The sequence below is a fragment of the Chitinophaga dinghuensis genome (genome assembly GCF_003259435.1).
Taxonomy (GTDB): domain Bacteria; phylum Bacteroidota; class Bacteroidia; order Chitinophagales; family Chitinophagaceae; genus Chitinophaga; species Chitinophaga dinghuensis.
On record NZ_QLMA01000004.1, the window covers coordinates 708,801 to 725,270 of the forward strand.

General features: G+C 45.9%; 16 protein-coding genes. 6 read left to right on the top strand and 10 right to left on the bottom strand.

Annotated features, from left to right (window positions below; all coding sequences use genetic code 11):
* Nucleotides 1–199: 199 nt before the first annotated feature.
* The 7 genes from CLV59_RS15100 to CLV59_RS15130 all read right to left on the bottom strand — a co-directional run bounded on the left by CLV59_RS15100 (nucleotide 200) and on the right by CLV59_RS15130 (nucleotide 6,230).
* The gene (locus tag CLV59_RS15100; RefSeq protein ID WP_111592865.1) at nucleotides 200–511 is read right to left on the bottom strand and encodes a DUF59 domain-containing protein; all 312 of its coding nucleotides are present in this window, start codon (nucleotides 509–511) and stop codon (nucleotides 200–202) included.
* Nucleotides 508–936, bottom strand: coding sequence for a SufE family protein (locus CLV59_RS15105; RefSeq protein WP_111592934.1), 429 nt, complete (start codon nucleotides 934–936; stop codon nucleotides 508–510). Before CLV59_RS15105 ends, CLV59_RS15100 begins: the two co-directional genes overlap by 4 nt.
* Nucleotides 937–946: 10 nt before the next feature.
* Nucleotides 947–2,194: an aminotransferase class V-fold PLP-dependent enzyme gene (locus CLV59_RS15110; RefSeq protein ID WP_111592866.1), complete on the bottom strand. Its 1,248-nt coding sequence runs from the start codon at nucleotides 2,192–2,194 to the stop codon at nucleotides 947–949.
* An 11-nt stretch (nucleotides 2,195–2,205) separates the two neighbouring features.
* Nucleotides 2,206–3,510, bottom strand: coding sequence for a Fe-S cluster assembly protein SufD (gene sufD / locus CLV59_RS15115; protein ID WP_111592867.1), 1,305 nt, complete (start codon nucleotides 3,508–3,510; stop codon nucleotides 2,206–2,208).
* A gap of 53 nt (nucleotides 3,511–3,563) precedes the next feature.
* Nucleotides 3,564–4,328, bottom strand: a complete 765-nt coding sequence (sufC, locus tag CLV59_RS15120) for a Fe-S cluster assembly ATPase SufC (RefSeq protein WP_111592868.1) — start codon at nucleotides 4,326–4,328, stop codon at nucleotides 3,564–3,566.
* 78 nt (nucleotides 4,329–4,406) lie between these two features.
* The gene (sufB, locus tag CLV59_RS15125; RefSeq protein WP_111592869.1) at nucleotides 4,407–5,852 is read right to left on the bottom strand and encodes a Fe-S cluster assembly protein SufB; all 1,446 of its coding nucleotides are present in this window, start codon (nucleotides 5,850–5,852) and stop codon (nucleotides 4,407–4,409) included.
* Between the two features lie 51 nt (nucleotides 5,853–5,903).
* Nucleotides 5,904–6,230 carry a HesB/IscA family protein gene (locus CLV59_RS15130; RefSeq protein WP_111592870.1) on the bottom strand — a complete coding sequence of 109 codons (327 nt, stop codon included), beginning with the start codon at nucleotides 6,228–6,230 and terminating at the stop codon, nucleotides 5,904–5,906.
* 245 nt (nucleotides 6,231–6,475) lie between these two features.
* On the opposite strand from CLV59_RS15130, the gene CLV59_RS15135 reads away from it, so the two are divergent.
* The gene (locus tag CLV59_RS15135; RefSeq protein ID WP_111592935.1) at nucleotides 6,476–7,135 is read left to right on the top strand and encodes a helix-turn-helix transcriptional regulator; all 660 of its coding nucleotides are present in this window, start codon (nucleotides 6,476–6,478) and stop codon (nucleotides 7,133–7,135) included.
* Nucleotides 7,136–7,146: 11 nt separating this feature from the next.
* On the opposite strand, the gene CLV59_RS15140 is transcribed toward CLV59_RS15135, so the two are convergent.
* The 3 genes from CLV59_RS15140 to CLV59_RS15150 are packed head-to-tail and all read right to left on the bottom strand — an operon-like array spanning nucleotide 7,147 to nucleotide 8,641.
* Nucleotides 7,147–7,563: an EamA family transporter gene (locus CLV59_RS15140; protein ID WP_111592871.1), complete on the bottom strand. Its 417-nt coding sequence runs from the start codon at nucleotides 7,561–7,563 to the stop codon at nucleotides 7,147–7,149.
* Nucleotides 7,564–7,573: 10 nt separating this feature from the next.
* Entirely contained in the window at nucleotides 7,574–8,068 is a 495-nt protein-coding gene (locus tag CLV59_RS15145; protein WP_245950877.1) for a GNAT family N-acetyltransferase, read from the bottom strand.
* Nucleotides 8,069–8,080: 12 nt separating this feature from the next.
* Entirely contained in the window at nucleotides 8,081–8,641 is a 561-nt protein-coding gene (locus tag CLV59_RS15150; protein ID WP_111592872.1) for a GNAT family N-acetyltransferase, read from the bottom strand.
* 116 nt (nucleotides 8,642–8,757) lie between these two features.
* On the opposite strand from CLV59_RS15150, the gene CLV59_RS15155 reads away from it, so the two are divergent.
* The 5 genes from CLV59_RS15155 to CLV59_RS15175 all read left to right on the top strand — a co-directional run bounded on the left by CLV59_RS15155 (nucleotide 8,758) and on the right by CLV59_RS15175 (nucleotide 16,448).
* Nucleotides 8,758–9,441 (top strand): response regulator, encoded by a 684-nt coding sequence (locus CLV59_RS15155; RefSeq protein ID WP_111592873.1) that lies wholly within the window; start codon nucleotides 8,758–8,760, stop codon nucleotides 9,439–9,441.
* Nucleotide 9,442: 1 nt separating this feature from the next.
* A complete protein-coding gene (locus tag CLV59_RS15160; RefSeq protein ID WP_111592874.1) occupies nucleotides 9,443–10,807 on the top strand; it encodes a sensor histidine kinase in 1,365 nt (454 codons plus the stop codon).
* 77 nt (nucleotides 10,808–10,884) lie between these two features.
* Nucleotides 10,885–12,165, top strand: coding sequence for a TolC family protein (locus tag CLV59_RS15165; protein ID WP_111592875.1), 1,281 nt, complete (start codon nucleotides 10,885–10,887; stop codon nucleotides 12,163–12,165).
* 15 nt (nucleotides 12,166–12,180) lie between these two features.
* The gene (locus tag CLV59_RS15170) at nucleotides 12,181–13,293 is read left to right on the top strand and encodes an efflux RND transporter periplasmic adaptor subunit (protein WP_111592876.1); all 1,113 of its coding nucleotides are present in this window, start codon (nucleotides 12,181–12,183) and stop codon (nucleotides 13,291–13,293) included.
* A 32-nt stretch (nucleotides 13,294–13,325) separates the two neighbouring features.
* Nucleotides 13,326–16,448, top strand: coding sequence for an efflux RND transporter permease subunit (locus tag CLV59_RS15175; RefSeq protein ID WP_111592877.1), 3,123 nt, complete (start codon nucleotides 13,326–13,328; stop codon nucleotides 16,446–16,448).
* Nucleotides 16,449–16,470: the final 22 nt, after the last annotated feature.

Genomic DNA, 16,470 nt, shown 5'->3' on the forward strand with positions numbered 1-16,470 from the left:
AGTTTAGTTTGTCTTCTCTGATTGTTGCCGCGGGTAGCGGTTTTAAAGATTAAGAAATTATGTTATACATATAATGCCTGCTGGAAGCAAAATCGGTCACAAATTAAAGAAAATCGAAAAATAAAAAAGCCAAATATCAATGTCTTTTTAAAAGTCAAGTGATATTTGGCTAAAAAGTTTATTCAAAGAGCGGCGAAGATCAGAGGAAACCCAGTTCCAGCTTGGCTTCTTCGCTCATCATTTCTTTTGTCCAGGGTGGATCGAAGGTAAGGTGGACGTGAACATCGGTAACGCTTTCCACGTTTCTCACTTTTTCTTCTACCTCGCGGATGATATCTCCGGCTACGGGGCAGCCGGGAGCGGTAAGGGTCATATCAATCCCAACGCTGTTATCGTCCTTGATTTTAACGGCATATACCAGTCCGAGTTCCCAGATATTTACCGGAATTTCCGGGTCGTAAATGGTACGGAGTTGTGCTTCTATCTGATCCCTTAATGTTGATTCACTCATTGCTGATTGATTTTCGCCTGGTAGGCTACGGAATAAAGTTTCATTTGTTTGAGCATACTCAGCAGACCGTTGGAACGGGTTGGGGAGAGATGACTGCTCAATCCGATAGCATCGATAAAAAATATTTCTGCGTCCGCGATTTCTTTCGGCGTATGTCCGGAAAGAACGGAGATCATGAGACTAACGAGTCCTTTGGTGATCACTGCATCAGAGTCGGCGGTAAATATCAGTTTACCGTCTTTGAGTTCTGTATGCAGCCAAACGCGTGACTGGCAGCCTTTGATCAGATTATCGTCTGTTTTGAATTGTTCCGGTATGAGGGGCAGATCTTTTCCCAGCTGGATGATATATTCATATTTATCTTCCCAGTTTCCCATGAAGGAAAAATCGTCAATTACCTCGTCTTGTTTTTCTTTGATCGTCATAATGCCCATTTTACAGCAGCATTTTGCTGGCACGTTTCACACCGGCAACCAGTTTATCAATTTCTTCCATGGTATTATAGAAAGTCAGGGATGCCCTAACGGTACCAGGAATCTGGAAGCGGTCCATGAGCGGTTCGGTGCAATGGTGTCCGGTTCTCACGGCAATGCCTTGCTGGTCCAGCAGTTCGCCCATATCGAATGGGTGGATATTATGTACCAGGAAGGAGATAGCGCCGCTTCTGTGGGCAGCATCGCCAATAAAACGGAGGCCGTCTATCTGGCGCAGCTGATCCACGGCGTAGGCGGTTAATTCCTCTTCCCATTGCTGGATAGCCGGAATGCCGGTTTGCTGCAGGTATTCAATGGCTGCTCCCAATCCGATAGCGCCCGCGATATTCGGGGTACCGGCTTCGAATTTATAGGGTAGCTCATTGTAGATTGTTTTTTCGAAGGTAACGGTTTTGATCATATCTCCACCGCCCTGGTAAGGGGGCAGTTTATTGAGCCATTCGGAGGTACCATAGAGTACGCCGATGCCGGTAGGGGCATAGATTTTATGGCCGGAGAATACGAGGAAATCCGGTTGCAGGGCCTGCACGTCAATAGTCAGGTGCTGAATGGCCTGAGCGGCATCTATCAGTACCGGAATATTTCGTGCATGCGCCAGCGTGATGATATCTTCCACGGGGTTGATGGTCCCCATGGTATTGGAAACATAAGTAACGGCTACAATTTTAACGGTATCATCGAGCATGGCCTCGTACGCATCCATCAGCAGTTCTCCTTTATCGTTGATAGGGATTACTTTCAGGGTAGCGCCGGAATCTTCACAAGCCATTTGCCAGGGAACGATATTGGAATGGTGTTCCATGGCGGAGATGATTACGCTGTCTCCTTTTTTCAGGAAGCGGCGGCTCATCGCATTGGCAACGAGATTGATACCATCGGTGGTACCTTTGGTGAAGATGACCTGGTTGGCGTTTGGTGCGTTGATATAGCCAGCAACGGTTTGGCGGGCTTTCTCATAGGCATCGGTGGCCACCTGGCTCAGATGATGTACACCACGGTGCACATTGCTATTATATGTTTCGTAGTAACGTTCTATTGTATCTATTACCACTTTTGGCTTTTGCGTGGTTGCGCCATTATCGAGGTATACCAGCGTTTTGCCGTGCACTTGTTGTTGCAGGATAGGGAAATCTTTCCTGACAGCAGCAACATCCAGTGCGGTGGTTCCTATGTTAGCAATATGTTCCATGTTGTATCGTCTTAATTGTTCATGATAGCCTCGATTTGTCCCTGGATGTAATCCTGCAGGGCAGGTACCGCGATTTCGTCGGTAACATCGTGGGAGAATGCATTTACCAGCAGGGCTTTAGCGGCTTCCTGACCGATACCGCGAGCGCGGAGGTAGAACATCGCATCTTCGTCGAACTGGCCAGCGGTAAAGCCGTGGCTGCATTTCACATCGTCGGCATAGATTTCCAGCTGTGGCTGGGAATTGATATTTGCTTTATCGCCCAGCAGCATATTGTTATTTTGCTGGAACGCATTTGTTTTCTGTGCATCCTGGTGAACATGTATTCTTCCGGTGAAGACTGCATTGGCAGTGTCCAGGAGTACGCCTTTATAGTGTTCATTGCTGTTGCAGTTAGGCACCAGGTGATCCATAAAGGTGTGGTTATCTACATGCTGTGAGCCGGTAGCGAGGTACAGGCCTTTCAGGTTTGTTTCTGTGTTGCTGCCTTTCAGGATTACGCTCAGGTTGTTACGGGTGAGCGGCGTGTTGGGCAGGGTGAAATTGAAATGGTGGTAGCGACTGTCGGCTCCTTGCTGAGCGGCGGTCGTGTTTACCTGGCGGAAGTTATCAGCGCCCTGTTGCACGTTATAGTGCCAGAGTTCTGCATTTTCCAATACAACCACTTCGGTTACGCTGTTGGCAAAAGCCACGGCTTCCTGTTTAGGATGCACGGTGCTCTCGATGATAGTAGCCGATGCGCTTTTGTGCAGAATCCACAGGTGACGTGGTTGTACAAAGGCGTGACGGTCGGATGTATACACATGTACCAGGTGAATCGGTTTGTCTATCACAACATTTGCCTGCAGTTCGATGAACAGACCGTCCGCGAAGAGGGCAGTGTTGAGGTTAGCCATAGATTCGGCGGACAGGTGTTTCTGTTGGTTGAACCATTTGCCAAAGCCTGGAGCATCTGTGCTGGCGCTCATAGCGCCGATGCGAATACCTTTTCCTTCCGGCAGGGTGGAAAGGTCGGCTTGCAGATGACCATTTACAAGAACAATACGGTAGCCTTCCAGGCCTGCAATGGCTGCTTCATCAGCAACATTGGCGGTAGTGGTAGCGGGTGTATTTAAAAACTCATATGGATACTCTTTCAGGAACCGCTGGATATTGGTGAAACGCCATGCTTCCGTTTTCAGGGTAGGGAGACCTGCTGCGGCAAAACGTTCCAGTGCTTCGCGGCGTGTATCCTGCAGGCTATCCTGCGGGGCCGACAAGGCATTTACGTCTTCCGTTAAAGCCTGGTAAAAAGGTATCATGATATCACTTGTCATAATTGTTGCTAACGCTTTTTAATAAATTACGAAATATGGTTTCCGTAATTTGATTATACTGATTCTTTCTCGTGTTCTGTTTCCTTCAGCCAGTCGTAACCTTTTTCTTCCAGCTCCAGGGCCAGTTCTTTGGTTCCGGTTTTAATGATACGGCCGTTGTACAGTACGTGTACGAAATCAGGAACGATATATTCGAGCAGGCGCTGGTAGTGGGTAATCACTACGAAGGATTTCTCCTCGTCGCGCAGTTTGTTTACACCGTTGGAAACGATACGGAGCGCATCGATATCGAGTCCGGAGTCAGTTTCATCCAGGATAGCGAGTGAAGGATTCAGCATTGCCAGCTGAAATATTTCATTGCGTTTCTTTTCACCACCGGAGAAACCTTCGTTGAGGGAACGGTTCATCAGGTTGGTGTTAAAATCTACCAGCTGTTGTTTTTCCTTGGTCAGTTTCAGGAATTCCTTCGCTTCCATCGGAGGGAGACCTTTATAATTTCTAACCTCGTTTACTGCAGTTTTCAGGAAGTTGATGTTGGAAACGCCTGGAATTTCTACCGGGTACTGAAAAGCCAGGAATACACCTTCACGGGCGCGATCTTCAGGAGACATATCCAGCAGATTTTTGCCATTGAACCAAACTTCGCCTTCGGTAACTGTATAGTTATCACGACCCGCCAGCACAGATGCCAGAGAGCTTTTACCAGAACCGTTTGGTCCCATGATAGCATGCATTTCACCTTTATTGATTTCCAGGTTAATGCCTTTCAGAATTTTTTTCCCTTCTACTTCTGCGTGCAGATTTTTAATCGTCAGCATGATTGTTTTATTTCTTTCTGTATGTTTAAATAGTTGTCAGTAATCAGTTACTGGTTAATCTTCGTAACCAATTCCCAACTATCCAACGCTTCCTTCCAATGTGATAGATAAAAGTTTCTGAGCTTCTACGGCAAATTCCATAGGGAGCTGGTTCAGTACTTCTTTAACGTAACCGTTTACGATCAGCGCTACTGCTTTTTCGGAATCGATACCGCGGGCATTCAGGTAGAAGATTTGATCTTCACCGATTTTAGAGGTAGTTGCCTCGTGTTCGATCATCGCGGTTTTATTCCTTGACTCGATGTAAGGGAATGTATGAGAACCGCATTGGTTACCGATCAGCAGGGAGTCGCACTGTGTGAAGTTACGGGCATTTTCTGCGCGTGGACCAACGGAAACGAGTCCGCGGTAGCTGTTATCGCCATGACCGGCAGAAATACCTTTAGAGATAATACGGCTTCTGGTGCCTTTTCCGATGTGGTGGATTTTAGTACCGGTATCAGCGATCTGTTTGTTACGAACCACTGCTACGGAATAGAATTCACCTTCGGAATGATCACCCTGGAGGATAACGCTTGGATATTTCCAGGTAATTGCAGAACCAGTTTCTACCTGTGTCCAGGAGATTTTACTGCTCTGTCCTTTACATATACCGCGTTTGGTCACGAAGTTGTAGATACCGCCTTTACCGTCTTTATCGCCAGGGTACCAGTTTTGAACGGTGGAGTATTTTACTTCTGCATGATCCAGGGCAACGATTTCCACTACAGCGGCGTGCAGTTGGTTTTCATCGCGCATAGGAGCGGTACAGCCTTCCAGGTAGCTTACGTAACTGTTATCGTCTGCGACGATGAGGGTACGTTCAAACTGTCCTGTATTTTGTGCATTGATACGGAAATAAGTGCTCAGTTCCATTGGGCAACGAACGCCTTTTGGAATGTACACGAATGAACCGTCGGAGAATACTGCACTGTTGAGCGCAGCAAAAATATTATCAGAATGAGGTACTACGGTACCAAGATATTTCTTAACCAGTTCAGGATATTCCTGCACCGCTTCACCGAAGGAGCAGAAAATCACGCCCATTTCCTTCAGTTTGCCTTTGAAAGTAGTAGCAACGGAAACGCTGTCAAATACAGCATCTACTGCTACGCCTGTCAGTGCTTTCTGTTCATTTAAAGGAATACCCAGTTTCTCGAAAGTAGCCAGCAGTTCAGGATCTACTTCATCCAGACTGTTCAGTTGTTTTTTCTTCTTAGGCGCCGCATAGTAGGAGAGTGCCTGCAGGTCCAGTTCAGGAAGTTCAAAATGCTGCCATTTAGGGAATTTCAGTTTTTTGAAAGCCTGAAAACCCTTCAGTCGCCATTCCAGCAACCACTCCGGCTCATTTTTTTTCGCCGAAATAAAACGGATGATATCTTCATTCAGCCCAGGAGGTGCTATATCCATTTCAATGTCGGTGGTAAAGCCAAACTCATACTCCTTATTGGCTATATCATCTATTATTTCGTTACTATTTATCATACGGTTTTGTGATTTAGAGGTTGTTCGGTTGCAGCCTGGCGGTTGGTTGGTTTATACCGCGAAGCTTTCCCCGCAGCTGCATGTTCTGGTTGCGTTCGGGTTATTGAAGAAAAGACCCTTACCGTTCAGACCATCGGAATAATCCAGTTCGGTTCCGTATAAGTACAATAAGCTCTTCATTTGTACTACCACTTTAATGCCTCTGTCTTCAAACACCTGGTCCCCTTCTTCCTCTGTATTTTCAAACTTCATTACATATTCCAGACCGGAACATCCGCCTCCTTTAACACCTACACGAACAAAGGTGCCTGGCGCATGGTGCTCTTTCTCCATTAATGCCTTAATATATTCACCTGCTTTCTCTGATACGGTAATCATACTCAGAACTGTTTTAAATAATTGAAGCCGGTTACCCGGCCAAAATATTGTGTTAGAATGCACTGCTACCGGATTTTCGCAGTGGGCGGGCCAGAATAGTGACAAGGAGCGCAAATTTACAACCTTTTCACAGAAATTCCAGTCCCATATTGACTTTTAACCCCGCTTTCCGGGGTTTTGAGGTAAAAAAACATTTTGTTACCTTCCACAAAAATACGAGATTTGATAATAAAACAAGTAAAAACTTGGAAAATCACCCAACTCGAATCAGAAATGCTGCCGACCGGTTATTGACTATACTCAAGACCAGAGGTCCGCTGCCAGCTTCACAACTGGCGGCTGAGCTGGGTATTACCGGTGAAGGAGCTCGTCTCCACCTTGTTAAATTGCAGGAAGAAGGACTGGTACAGTCCGAAAGCATCTCCCGTGGCGTAGGTCGTCCGCAACAGATATGGAGCCTGACCGCCCTCGGCAACGCCCGCTTCCCTGATACCCATACCGAATTAAGTCTCCAACTCATACAAACCATCAAATCCGTTCTCGGCAAGGAAGCGCTCGCTAATGTCGTTTCTGCCCGCGAACAGAACCAACAGGAAAAATACCATGCCGCCCTCCAGGACATTACCGGCATCGAAAACCGCCTGGAAGCTTTTGCTACCATCAGAAGCGGGGAAGGATATTTAGCTGAATGGAAAAAAGAAGATGGGGTGTACTACTTCATTGAAAATCACTGTCCTATATGTTGCGCGGCAACAGAGTGCGATAACATTTGTACCTCTGAAATGAGAACGTTTGTCAGCATAGTAGGAAACGATGTGTCCGTTTCAAGAATGGAACATATCATCAATGGCGCCCGCCGTTGCGTGTATAAAATTGTTCCTGACGGAGCATCCGTGTCTTCCTAAAATATATTTACTTACTTTAATATTAATACCAAGGTGCCCGATATGATCAGTCCGGCGCCTATCGCTGTTTTCCAGGTAAGACTCTCATGCAAAAATACGGCTGCCATAATGATGGTCAGCGCCACGCTGAGCTTATCCACAGGGGCTACCTGACTGACCTTGCCCAACTGGATGGCTTTAAAATAAAAGACCCAGGAAAGTCCGGTAGCTACACCGGACAATACCAGGAATATCAGACTATGGCGGGAAATGCTGCCAGCTCCTTTATATTCTCCCCGAAACAAGACGATACCCCAGGCCACAAATAAAATGACGATAGTACGTATCGCAGTGGCGAGGTTAGAAGAAATATCCGCCACGCCAATCTTCGCGAAGATGGCTGTTAATGCTGCAAAGAAAGCTGATAGCAAGGCATATATCCACCACATAGTAAATAGTTTAGATCTTGTAACCCAGGATTTTCAGGCTCCTGCGCGCTCCATCCATCAGAGCAATGTCGGGGAGATGCGCCCATTCCTGAAAGCCTATCTTCTCAAACAATTTAAGACTGGGTATGTTGTGGGCGAAAATAAATCCTAATAATGTATCAATTTTGAAGTTAGGACTAACGGAAATGGCATAACGAAGAATTTCTCCGCCATATCCTTTGCCTCTCGCAGTTTCATCCAGGTAGATGCTGACTTCCACCGTCCCGTTATAGGCAGGGCGGCCATAGAAGGATTGAAAACTCATCCAGCCGATATTTATACCTGCATCCTCAATCATCCATAATGGCCTGCGGTCCGCATCATGGGCGTGAAACCAGTTTAGCCTGCTCTCCACAGTTACCGGTTCTGTATCTGCGGTAACCATGCGGCCGGCGATAGTAGTATTATATATGGCCACGATGCGGTCCAGATCTTCAATTGTTGCGTGTCTGTAAGTCAGTCTCATTTTTTTATTTCATCAATATTTTCCCAAAATGGTGATTGCATGTTCGGCTTTTAACAGACTGTAAATATCTGCGTCTACAAAACTGCCTTTTTCAAAGAAAGCATCCCGCAGCAATCCTTCCCGCGTGAATCCGAGTCGCTGTAACAGCTTTGCCGATGCGTTATTTACCGGATCTACAAATGCTTCTATGCGATTGAGTTCCATCTCTCTAAACCCAAATGCTACCAGTGCGCCCACTGCGGCCGTCATAATACCATGGCCCCAGTATTCGGGCATCAGATCGTATCCGATTTCTGCTTTGTAATGCGCCTTCTTCCAGTTATGAAACCCGCAGGTGCCAATCAATTCATCTTTTTCTGCAAAAGTGATGGCAACCCTAAAGCCTTGATCCGTCTGCTGTTGCTCCCGGAAATGAGCGATGATTTGCGTAGCTTCTATGATGTTATTGAAAGAAGCAATGTCCATATATCGTGTTACCTCATCATTGGAAAACAATTTGAACAGTGCTGCAGTATCTGTATCTTTAATAGGACGAAGTGTTAGTTCCCCAGCGCTAAATTCCGGTACATGCATGGTAAAGGTCACATTTATTGGATGATGTGTAAAGCTAAGGAATTTAATCCCGCTTTAATAACCATCTCTGCAACATTACCTAATTTCGTTTTCATACAGATCAATCAGCACAGCTTATGAAGATATTGGTTATTGAAGATGAAACTAAAGTAGGCGCGTTTATCAAACGTGGCCTGGAAGAACATCAACATCAGGTAGACGTTATACCAGACGGCCCTTCTGGCCAGCATATGGCGATTCAGGAAGATTATGACCTGATTCTGCTGGATGTCATGCTGCCTGGTATGAACGGTCTTACCATCTGTAAAAACCTCCGTGGTTCCGGATTACAGACACCCATTCTCATGCTGACCGCCCTCAATGCCACCACTGACGTAGTGGACGGGCTGAACTCAGGTGCGGATGATTATCTCGCCAAACCATTCCATTTTTCAGAATTACTCGCCCGTATCAACGCCCTGGGCAGAAGAAAGAACCTGTTCCGCCCGGAAGCTCCTGTACTGGCGTTGGCAGACCTACAGTTGGATACCAATACCAAAACGGCCCATCGGGAAGGCAGGGAAATTATCCTCACGGCCAAAGAATACGCACTGCTGGAACTCTTCCTTAAAAATGTAGGCAAGGTGCTTTCCCGCGCCCTGATTGCAGAATCTGTATGGGGACTTGAATTCGACACCGGTACTAATACTATAGACGTATATGTCAATTATCTGCGGAATAAAATTGAAAAAGGATTCAGCGGCGATAAACTGATCCATACAGTTGTAGGTATGGGTTATGTCATGAAAATTAAGAGCTGATATGAAGATACGTCACCGTTTGTCCCTTCAGTTTACACTGATCTCCGGTATTTTGCTTACTGTGGTTTTTATCCTGGTGTACCTGTTGTCTGCCCGATATGTTCGAAATAATTTCTATAAACAGCTGGAAGTAAGAGCCCTCGTAACGGCCCAGGTTTACCTGGAAAAAGATGAGCTGACCAAAAAGAAGTTCCTGGAAATTGAAAAGAGCTATCAGCAGAGTATTCCAGGCGAATCCAGCAACATCTATGATAATAAAAATCAACCTGTATTTATTGAGAAAATAAAATACAACTGGCCGGTATCCTTGCTGGATCAGATTCGCCGACATGATATTTACCGTTTTACCTTCGGCGATAAGTATGGACTGGGCATGTATTATCCTGATAACCAGGGCGACTTCGTCGTGATTGTAACTGCTCGTAATACCATAGGAGAACAACAATTGCAGTATCTGCTCTGGATTCTCGTATGTATGGGATTTGTGGCAATGCTGGTAGTATATCTGCTGGGGCAATGGTACGCCAGCAGAGCATTACAGCCTATTCAAAGCATCAACCGCCAGGTAAAGCGCATCCGCGCCAGCAACCTGCATATGCGGGTGAACCGCGGGAAGAACAAAGATGAAATAGCGGAACTGGCCACCAACTTCAATGAGATGCTGGAACATATGCAGCATGCTTTTGAAATGCAACGCTCCTTTGTGTCTAATGCCTCCCATGAGTTGCGTACGCCACTTACCACTATCATTGGTGAAATAGAAGTAACAATGCAGAAAGACCGTACTACAGAACAATATAAAGAAACATTAAGCACGCTGCTGGATGAATCAGAGAAGCTGAAAATCATTACAGACGGCCTTTTGCAGCTAACCCGCGTGGATGCAGTGCTGGACCCTGCCCAAACGGAAGATATCCGCATGGATGAATTGCTCTGGGAGATCCAGGCATACTGGCAGCAGCAGGAAACGCCTTTGCCGCTGGACATACAGTTATTACACCTGCCAGAGAATCCTGCCCAGCTAACCATCAGAGGAAACAGGCAATTACTCGCGCTGGCCATTAATAATATCGTCAGGAATGCCTTCAAGTTTTCCCACAACGCCCCCGTGAAATGCAGGCTGGAAGTCAATAAAGAAGGAATTCTATTATCTGTCAGCGATAACGGTATCGGGATCGATAAGGAAGAACAGGAGAAAATATTCCTGCCCCTGTACCGGGCTACTAATGCGCATAGTTTTGCCGGTTACGGCATCGGTCTCTCTATGACCCAGAAAATTCTCCATTTGCATCGCTCCCGCATTACGGTGAGTAGCGTTAAGGGTGAGGGGACTACATTTCACATTTTTTTTGATAATGAACACTAAATCTAATTTGGTTTTAATCTCGTTCTAACATACGGCTAATAGGCTATAGTCATCTTTGCAACGAAAAAATTTGTTGTATGACTAATAGACTAGCATTGTTCCTATTACTAATGCTGTATGAAACATTCTGTGGAAGTAGCATTTCGGCGCAAAGCAAAGACTCCCTGCAGCTTACCCTTTCTCAGGCAGAGCAGTTGCTGTTACAGAAGAATATCCCTTTACTGGCACAACGGTATAACATCGATTCCGCTAAAGCAGGTATTATCACCGCCAAATTATACGATAACCCGCAGGTTACGTTTGAGAATACATTGTATAACCACACCACCCAAAAATGGTTCGATTTCGGTTATGATAGTGAAAACACCCTCCAGGTACAGCAGCTGGTGAAGCTGGCCGGAAAGCGTAACAAGGAAATCCAAATGGCCCGCAGTGGGGTAAAGATGAGCGAGTTCCAGTTCTTCGATCTGCTCCGTACCCTGCGTTTCTCTTTGGCAGATAACTTCTACGATCTCTATTATAAGCAACAATCGCTGCAAACGTACAGCAGCCAGATTGCTTTCCTCCAAACGGTAGTTAAAGTTTTTGAACAACAGAAAGCAATGGGCAACATTGCCCCGAAAGAAATTATCCGTCTGAAATCGCTCCTGTACGATTTACAGCATGACGAATTGCAGTTAAGACTGGATGTGCAACAAACACAATCCGATCTGGCACTGCTGATTCGTATACCCGCGACCGTTACTATTGTTCCGGAGTTGCCGGGCACAGAACATTTGCCGCTGGTGGCGCAATACAGCTACCAAACATTGCTGGATACCGCAATGGAAAATCGCTACGACCTGAAGATTGCCAAAGAGAATGTAAACTACAGCAATCTGAATCTGCGTCTCCAGAAAGCCAATGCTGTACCAGATCTGACAGTAGGCTTCTCCTATGATAAACAGGGCAATTTCGAAAGAAATTACAATGGTCTGAACGTTAGTATGCCACTCCCATTCTTTAACCGCAACCAAGGCAATATCAAAATGGCCAAAGCGGTACTGGAAAGCAGCAAACTCCAGCTGGAAGGACAACAAGACCAACTGCAACATGAAGTGATGAATAGTATGAAAGAAGCGTTGCAAACAGAAAAACTGATTGGTGATTTTGATCCGGGTTTCGAGAACGACTATACGACGATGATGAAAGAAATCGAGAAGAATTACAGTCTCCATAACATCGGACTACTGGAGTTCATCGACCTCTATGACGCATATCGTAGTAATGTCCTGAAGATGAATGAGCTCAAATACAACAGGCTCAGCGCTCTTGAAAAACTTAATTATACCACCGGTTCACAGATCTTCCATCTCTAAACTTTACGTTTCACCATGCAAAATATTATCAAATCCTGCTTACCTGCAACTGCCTCTATTATACTCTCTGCCGGCATACTCACAGGCTGCGGCACTAAAGCCAAGACGCCTGATGCTCCTGTGCAATGGGCCCTTACCGATTCTTTAATAAAGAAACTGGAAGTGGATACCGCCAGCGTGATGCAAGTAGAGAACCAAATCTCACTAACGGGAAAAATCACGGCCAATGAAGACAGAATGGCCAGGATTTTTCCCATGGTGAGCGGTATCGTTACCAATGTGAAAGTCAATTCCGGCGATTATGTGCAACGCGGCCAAACCCTCGCTGTCATTAAAAGCCCTGAAATGGCTGGATTTACCGCCGATCAGACCATCAGCCAACAGGATATGCAAATGGCTAAACGCAGCCTGGAAGTAGCCGAGTCTTTCTACAAAAGCGGTTTAAACTCTCGTAAAGATTACGAAGAAGCAAAAGGAAACTACGATAAAGCAGTAGCCACCTACAACAAATCAAAAGCAATTGCCGATATCAATGGCGGTGCGCATCAAACGTTTTATACCGTAAAAGCCACTGTACCAGGATTTGTGGTGACGAAGAAAGCGGTGGAAAACATGCAATGGCGCCAGGATAACAATGATCCCATCTTCGAAGTGGCCGATCTGGCAAATGTTTGGGCTATCATAAATGTATTTGAATCCGATATCTCCAGCGTTCATCAGGGCGATAAAGTACAGATGACCACCTTATCGTATCCTAACAAAGTATTTGAAGGTCGTATCGACAAGATCTACAATGTACTGGATCCGGAGAAGAAAGTAATGAAAGCCAGAGTGGTGATAGATAATCCCGGTTACCTCCTGAAGCCGGAGATGTTTGTCAGCATCAAAGCACAAAGACATTCCGATTCTGATTTAGTGAGTATCCGTTCCCGTGGTATCATCTTCGACAGAGACAAATATTATGCATTGGTACTGACCAATCAAAAGCCAGGCGTGGCTATCCGCGAGGTGACAGTGGACCATACCGTTGAAGGCAGAGCCTATATCACATCAGGGCTCCAGGCTGGCGACAGGGTGATTGCTTCCCAGCAGGTGTTTATCTATGAAACACTGAAGGATCAACAGTAACCACATTAGCCAACTTATCAAAATTTCCGTACATGAATAAGTTCCTGAAGAAAGTCTTTGCTTTCTCACTTGTCAATAAATACTTCATCTTCTTTGCAGCCGCAGTCATGGCGGTTGCTGGATATATCAGCTTCAAGCAGATAGGCGTGGACGCATTTCCGGATGTAACCAATACCTCTGTTACCATTATTACACAATGGCAGGGGCGAAGCGCTGAAGAAGTAGAGAGATTCGTTACCCGTCCTATAGAGATCGCTATGAACAGGGCACAAAAGAAGACGCATATACGTAGTTCTTCTTTGTTTGGTCTGTCGGTAGTAAAGATCATCTTCGACGATGATGTTGACGATACATTTGCCCGTCAGCAAATCAATAATAATATTACCTCTGCCAACCTGCCGGAGGGCGCTGATCCTGAGATCGAGCCACCATACGGTCCTACAGGGGAAATATACCGTTATACCCTGGAGAGCCCGAAACGTTCCGTACAGGAACTGAAAACGATGCAGGACTGGGTAGTGGAACGTAACCTGTTATCTGTTTCCGGTGTAGCCGATATCGTTAGTTTCGGTGGGGAAGTGAAGATCTACCAGGTGACCATGAATCCTTCCAAAGCAGTACAGTACGATATTACCGCCCAGGAAATGTTCCAGGCATTACAGAAAAGTAATGTGAATGTTGGGGGAGATGTGATTGTTAAAAATGCACAGGCTTATGTGGTGCGTGGTATCGGGGTACTCAACAACGAAGATGAAATCCGAAATATAATAGTAGACCATATCAATGGTACGCCTATACTGGTGAAAGATGTGGCGGATGTCAGCCTGGCGGCACTTCCACGCCTTGGTCAGGTAGGACGCGACAGAGATCATGATGTGGTGGAAGGTATTGTGGTGATGCGCAAAGGAGAGAACCCTGCAAACGTCATCCAGGAGCTGAAAGTGAAGATTGATGAACTGAACACAAAAATTCTTCCTGAAGATGTAAAGATCAAACCTTTCTACAACAGGGAAGACCTCATCGAATTCTCTACCCACACGGTATTGCATAACATGATTGAGGGTATCATCTTTGTAACGGTGATTGTATTCCTCTTCATGGCCGACTGGCGCACTACTGTCATTGTATCTATTGTTATACCGCTGGCGTTGCTCTTTGCGTTTATATGTTTACGTATGAAAGGCATGAGCGCCAATTTGCTATCGATGGGGGCGATTGACTTCGGTATCATCATAGACGGCGCCGTGGTAATGATGGAAGGGATATTCGTGATGCTGGATCACAAGGCTCATAAAGTAGGCATGGAGCGTTTCAATAAGCTGAGTAAGCTGGGAATGATCCGTAAAGCTTGTATGGAGAATGGTAAAGGCATCATGTTTGCGAAGCTGATCATCATCACTGGTTTGCTGCCTATCTTCACCTTTGAGAAAGTAGAAGGAAAAATGTTCTCTCCACTGGCCTGGACACTGGGCTTCGCCTTGCTGGGAGCGCTGATCCTGACTTTTACACTGGTGCCTGCCTTGGCAAGTATGCTGCTGAGAAAGAATGTGAAGGAGAAAAACAATCCGTTCCTGAATTTCATACATACCAAAACGCTCCGCATATTTAATTTCTCCTTTAAACACAGACGTCCCGTATTCTTCAGTTCTCTTATTGCGCTGGTAATTGGCCTGTACTGCTTCAAATTCCTGGGAACAGAGTTCTTGCCGCAGTTGAATGAGGGCGCTATCTATATCAGGGCTACTGGACCTTTGAGTACATCTCTGGATGAATCAGTTCGTATAGCCAACGACGTTCGTCGTAAGTTATTACAGTTCCCGGAAGTACGACAGGTAATGTCTCAGACTGGCCGTCCGAACGATGGTACAGATGCTACCGGCTTTTATAATATTGAGTTGCATGTAGACATCTATCCGCAGTCGGAATGGAAGAGCGGTCTGAGTAAAGAAGAGCTCATCAAACGTATGAACGATAAGCTGGAAGGGATTCCGGGTATTACCCTGAACTTCTCCCAGCCGATTATGGATAACGTAGAAGAAGCTGTATCTGGTGTAAAAGGATCGCTGGTAGTGAAGCTCTTCGGTGACGACTTCAAAGTAGTAGAAGAGAAGGAAGAACAGATTGAAAAGATCCTGAAAACAGTGCGTGGTATTGAAGACTTAGGTATTCTGAGGAATATGGGGCAGCCAGAGCTACGTATCAACCTGGATCAGCAGAAAATGGCCTTGTACGGCGTTACAACCGAAGATGCCAACTCTGTAATTGAAATGGCGATTGGCGGTAAAGCGGCCACCCGTATTTACGAAGGGGAGAAATACTTTGATCTGCGTATCCGTTATCCGGAAAATTTCCGCGAAGATGAAACGGCTATCGGAAACCTGACCGTACCTACTCTCAGAGGGAATAAAATTCCTTTGAAAGAAATTGCAGACATCAAGCATATCGTTGGGCCTAGTATGATTTACAGGGATAAGCATGCACGTTATGGGGCGATTAAATTCTCCGTGCGTGAACGCGACCTTGGTAGCACCATTGCAGAGGCGCAGCAGAAAGTGGCTGCACAGATTTCGCTGCCAAAAGGCTACAACCTGGAATGGGCAGGGGATTTCGAGAATCAGCAACGTGCTACCAAGCGACTGACACAGGTAGTGCCGATCAGCTTACTGCTCATCTTCCTGATCCTCTTCATCCTCTTCGGAAAGGTAAAAGATTCCTTACTGGTATTGAACAACGTACCATTTGCCATTATCGGGGGTATCTTCTCTCTGTGGCTCACGAATACCAACTTCAGTATTTCTGCAGGTATCGGATTCATTGCATTATTTGGTATATGTGTGCAGAATGGGGTGATTCTCTTATCCAAGTTTAAGACAAATATCCGCACTTTGCCGGATGGCACAGAAGCCAGTCTGAAACTGGCGATACATGAAGGCGTGGAGTCTCGTATCCGTCCGGTGGTGATGACAGCCATGATGGCGGCTATCGGATTGCTGCCGGCAGCGATGAGTACCGGTATTGGTTCAGAAACAGCCAGACCGCTCGCCAGAGTAGTGATTGGGGGATTGATGACAGATACTGTTTTCAACCTGTTTATCTTCCCGATTGTGTTCTACTGGTCTTACCGCAGAATGGTAACACATCCGCCTAAGAAATAAATGAATGAAGTATACACTAACA